The 4,249-nt window shown below is 71.7% G+C and carries 5 protein-coding genes; 4 read left to right on the forward strand and 1 reads right to left on the reverse strand.

What is annotated here, in order from left to right:
• Window positions 1–40: 40 nt before the first annotated feature.
• Window positions 41–1,060, reverse strand: a complete 1,020-nt coding sequence (locus ACLN58_RS18690; protein ID WP_415856743.1) for a GTP-binding protein — start codon at window positions 1,058–1,060, stop codon at window positions 41–43.
• 83 nt (window positions 1,061–1,143) lie between these two features.
• On the opposite strand from ACLN58_RS18690, the gene ykgO reads away from it, so the two are divergent.
• The 4 genes from ykgO to ACLN58_RS18710 form a co-directional block, all read left to right on the forward strand.
• Window positions 1,144–1,266: a type B 50S ribosomal protein L36 gene (ykgO, locus tag ACLN58_RS18695; RefSeq protein WP_415856744.1), complete on the forward strand. Its 123-nt coding sequence runs from the start codon at window positions 1,144–1,146 to the stop codon at window positions 1,264–1,266.
• A gap of 111 nt (window positions 1,267–1,377) precedes the next feature.
• Window positions 1,378–2,790 (forward strand): dihydrolipoyl dehydrogenase family protein, encoded by a 1,413-nt coding sequence (locus tag ACLN58_RS18700; protein WP_415856745.1) that lies wholly within the window; start codon window positions 1,378–1,380, stop codon window positions 2,788–2,790.
• A gap of 122 nt (window positions 2,791–2,912) precedes the next feature.
• Window positions 2,913–3,683 (forward strand): ABC transporter ATP-binding protein, encoded by a 771-nt coding sequence (locus tag ACLN58_RS18705; protein ID WP_415856746.1) that lies wholly within the window; start codon window positions 2,913–2,915, stop codon window positions 3,681–3,683.
• Window positions 3,680–4,249 (forward strand): YhgE/Pip domain-containing protein (locus tag ACLN58_RS18710; RefSeq protein WP_415856747.1); only part of this gene is annotated, 570 nt, incomplete at its 3' end. The genes ACLN58_RS18705 and ACLN58_RS18710, both read left to right, overlap by 4 nt.

Here is a 4,249-nt window from a genome sequence, read left to right on the forward strand (position 1 = left end):
CACCCCCCGGCGCCTCCGCCCATCCTCCTCGCGGCTGGCGCTAGTCGCCGCGGCGCATCCGCACGCCGGTCCCCCATTCCGGGAGCGGGTCCTGATACGTCATCCACGCGAGCGGCCCCTCGGCGAGCTCGGCGTCCGTGAGTGCACACGAGTCGAGGGCGCCCGCGATCCCCTCCGCATCCAGATCGAGGCCGATCAAGCCCAGCTCCTGGCCGATCGCGAATACGCCTCCGCCATCGCCCGGGCCGGGGAGCGGCTCCAGATCGACGACCCCGCCGACCTGACTCCACTTCGCGAGGACACCCGGCCGTGACGCGAGGGCGCAGAACCCGGCCGATCGCACCAGGTGCCCGTAGCGCCCGTGTCCGATGTCGCCGTCGAGCGCTGCCGCGAGCCGCCCAGCATGGAACGGACGCACCTGCTCATACAGCAGCCCGCTCACGCGCCGGTCCGTCATGTACGGCGCGAACTCGCGGTTGACGATCGTCATCCACCCGGCGGCGTCCTGGTCGCGGCTGATCTCCCCGAGCTCGAGCTCGAGGCTCGTCGCGGGCTGGTCAATGCGGAGGCGGGCGCGCGGGTTGAGGTGATTGATGAGGGCAAGCTGCATCGAGAGGTCGGGCGTCGAGAGCGGCTCCCAATTGACCAGCACGACTGTCGTCGCAAACTCGATCGTCTCGACGAGCCGCTCGGCGCGCGTCGTCACGCCTTCGGCGGCACCCGCATCGTCCGCGAGGTCGTCGAAGAAGTGGGCCACGTCGACCACGGCGACGAGCTGCGCGAGCCGGGCCCTGCCGTCGTGCTTCCCTGCTGTCCCATTCGTGCCCGAGCGGCCGAGCACCCCGATGAGCTCGGCCGCTTCCCAGCGCCCCGCCGCATCGAAGACGGCCACGTTGCCGCCCCGCCCGCCGACCACGGCCTCGATGCCGTCCGCGAGCCGCGTTCGAGGGACGGAGCTGAGCGCCTCGACGAGCGGCCAGCGATGCGCCGTCGCAAGGCGGCGAGCGTACCGGCGCCGCTCAACCTCGCACACTCCGACGATCGCAACCACTCCCACCACGCTTGCTCCTCCTCCGGTCCGGGAATATCCCCGAGCCACTGTACATTAATGCGAATGGTTCCAACTAACAGAAGGAGGCCCGCGTGAAGGTTCGCGCATCCGTCAGGTCACTCAAGTCCCAGCCCGGCTCTCAGATTGTGAGGCGGCGGGGCAAGGTGTTCGTCATCAACAAGAAGAACCCGAGGCTCAAGGCCCGCCAGGGCTGAACGAGGGGACAAGGCCGCTCAACCGGTGCTGGCCAGCGCCGGTTGGGCGAGCGCCGGTTGGGCGGTCCCGCAACGCCTAACCCGAGCCACCCGTCCCGTAGCATCTGTGGGGTGGATAGCGAGTACGACGTCATCGTGATCGGTGCTGGCGCTGCGGGCGAGAACGCCGCGGACCGCGTGGCGAAGGGCGGCCTCTCGGTGGCCCTCGTGGAAAACGACCTCGTGGGCGGGGCCTGTTCCTACTGGGCCTGCGAGCCGTCCAAGGCGCTGCTCCGCCCGGGCACCGCGCTCCACGCCGCGCGGCGAGTCCCGGGTTCGCGCGAGGCGGCGACGGGCCAGCTCGACGTCGCGGCGGTCCTCGCGCACCGCGACGACGCCGTGAACCACTGGGACGACGAGTCACAGGTCGAGTGGGTCAACAGCGCGGGAATCACGCTCGTGCGCGGCCGCGCCCGGCTCACCGGCGCCAAGCGCCTCACGGTCACCGACGCTGCTGGAAACCACTTCCCGCTCGTGGCGAGGCACGCCGTCGTCCTCGCCACTGGATCCGCGCCCTCGGTACCGAAGGTCCCCGGCCTCCAGCACACCCCGCACTGGACCACCCCCGACGCGACGAGCACGCGCGAGGTCCCGGAAAGCCTCGCGATCCTCGGCGCGGGTGTCGCGAGCAGCGAGCTCGCGCAGGCGTTCGCGCGGCTCGGCTCGCGCGTCACAGTGCTCGCGCGCGGCACGCTCCTGAGCGGATTCCCCGAGGAGGCGCGCTCGCTCGTCGCCGCCGGGCTGCGGGAGGACGGCGTCGAGATCCTGGAGGGCGTGGTGCCCGAGCTCGCCGAGCCGACGGACGACGGCGGCGCCCGCCTCACGCTTCCCAACGGCCGCACGCTCGAGGCGGCGAGGCTGCTCGTCGCGACGGGCCGGCGGCCAGCGCTCGACGGCCTCGGGCTGCCCGCGTTCGGGATCGAGCCCGCGACGCTTCGGGTTGACGAGACGGGTCTCGTGATCGGGAATTCATGGCTGTACGCGGTGGGCGACTGCTCGGGCCGCGCGATGCTCACGCATCAGGGGAAGTATCAGGCGCGGATCACGGGCGACACCATCGTGGCCCGCACGCGCGGCGACCTCGACGGCCGCCCGGCACCGTGGAGCCGCCACGCCCGCACCGCTGACGACCTCGCCGTCCCGCGCGTCGTCTTCACCGATCCGGAGGCCGCGATGGTCGGGCTCTCGGAGGAGGAGGCGTGGGAGCACGGGGTCCGCGTGCGGGCCGTCGACCTGCCGATCTCCGTGGCGGGCGCGTGGCAGCACGCCGAGGATTACGAGGGTTGGGCGCGGTTCCTCGTCGACGAGGACCGTCGCACGATCGTCGGCGCGTGCTTCGCGGGGCCCGATGTCGCGGAGCTCCTGCAGGCGGCGACGATCGCGATCGTCGGCGAGGTGACGCTCGAGCGGCTGTGGCACGCGATCCCCGCGTTCCCGACTGTGAGCGAGGTCTGGCTGCGCTTCCTCGAGGCCTACGGCCTCTGACCACCGGCCACCTCTCACCCGACCATCGGCCAATCTACGGGCCTTGGCCAATCGTGCGTCGAGAGGTGACCGATCGTCCGCGCCAATTTGTACCGACTGGTCAGTTTGACTAAACTGGGAGCATGCTTTCAGTTCGCGTGCTCCGCATCGCTGGTCGCCGCGCCGACCTCGTGGCCCCGACGTCGTTCGACGCGCCCACCGGCACCCTCACCCTCGTCCAGGCGAACGGGCAGGACGCCCGCACCGCGCTCGCCCTCGCCGCGAGCGGCCGCTACGCCCCGGACGCGGGCGCAGCCACATGGGGCGCCGCCACCGGATCCCCCAGGAAGAACCTCAAGGCCCTCCGCCGCGCGAGCGCGCTCGTCGACGCCCCCGGCATCAACGAGGCGGAGCGCCACCTGAGCGTCCGCGGCCTCGTTGCCGAAGACCTCGCGCTCCTCCCCCGCCGCCACCGCGGCCAGAGCCCCGACGCGTGGCTCACGATCCACGCGTTCGAGGACGTCGCGAATGTCTGGGCCCACGAGCTCCCCGCCCACCGCCGCGTCGAGCTCCTCACCGAGCTCGCCCTCGCGGACCCCGCCGTCCGCCTCCTCGTCGTCGACACCCCGGACCGCCACTCCGACCTCACCGAAGACTGGCTCCCCTGCCTCGCAGCCCTCGCCGAGAACCCGGGCCGCGAACTCGCCGTCCTCGCGATCGTCGCGGAGGTGCCGGCGGGCTGGGAGGGACAGGTCGCCGTCGTCGGCAACATCGCCCAGACAGCCGAAGACCAGACCCCGGAAGCCCGGACCGCGGGCGCCGAAACGAGCGAAACGAACGACGGCGCCGACACACCGCCCGCCGCCCCCGCACCCGCCGCCGTCGTGCGCGAGCGTGAGGAGGCCCGCGCATGACTGTCATCCGGCTCGCCGGCTCCGAGCTCCAGCGCATGACCGCCGGCCTGCTCCCGAAGCTCGTGATCCTGGCCCTCACGATGGTTCCGCTCCTCTACGGCGCGGTGTACCTCTACGCGAACTGGGATCCGTACTCGAACATGGGGCACATCAAGGCCGCCCTCGTGGTCGAGGACCAGGGCGCCACCACCCCGGACGGCACGCGCCTCGAGGCGGGGCCGAAGGTCGCGGACAGCCTCGTCGAGGGCCACGTGTTCGACTGGCAGCGCGTCCCCGACGCCCAGGCCGCGGAGGCCGGCGTCCGCAACGGCACCTACTCCTTCGCGCTGCGCATCCCCGCGGACTTCTCCGCCAACCTCGCCTCCCCCGCGAGCTTCGACTCGGCGAAGCAGGCCATGCTCGACGTCACCACGAACGATTCGAACAACTACCTCCTCTCGACCATCGTGGACAAGGTCACGAAGGCCGTCCACGACTCGGTCGCGAAGGAGGTCGGGACGGAAACCGCGAACAAGCTCCTCACGGGCTACGGAACCATCCACGCGCAGATGGTCCAGGCCGCGGAC

The organism is Sinomonas sp. G460-2 (assembly GCF_047759905.1).
Taxonomy (GTDB): Bacteria; Actinomycetota; Actinomycetes; order Actinomycetales; family Micrococcaceae; genus Sinomonas.